Genomic DNA, 237 nt, shown 5'->3' with positions numbered 1-237 from the left:
CTCCAGAAACCAGGCAAACAAATCCGTGTCTTCATGATCAATCAGCGCCTGATAACGCAACTGGTCTTCACGCTCCAGGGTGCGATAGGCTTTTTCAACAAAAGGCACCAGCAATACGTCCAGTTCCAGCATCCCGCGACGGCTGTGCCACCACAGACGTTTAACTTCAGTTTCGTCGATCACATTACTCTCCTGTTCAATGGCGCCAGTATACCAGCGCCACCCCATCCTTGAACC

The 237-nt window shown here is 51.9% G+C and carries 1 protein-coding gene; it reads right to left on the bottom strand.

The window, feature by feature from the left end; translation table 11 throughout:
- Positions 1-183, bottom strand: a 183-nt coding sequence (locus Q4563_RS22540; RefSeq protein WP_303606135.1) for an FAD assembly factor SdhE, incomplete at its 3' end; no start/stop codon positions are given.
- Positions 184-237 lie beyond the last annotated feature (54 nt).

This window comes from Gilvimarinus sp. 1_MG-2023 (assembly GCF_030548285.1).
The sequence above is the reverse complement of the archived record's forward strand: the minus strand, read 5'-3'. Positions and strand labels throughout refer to the sequence as shown.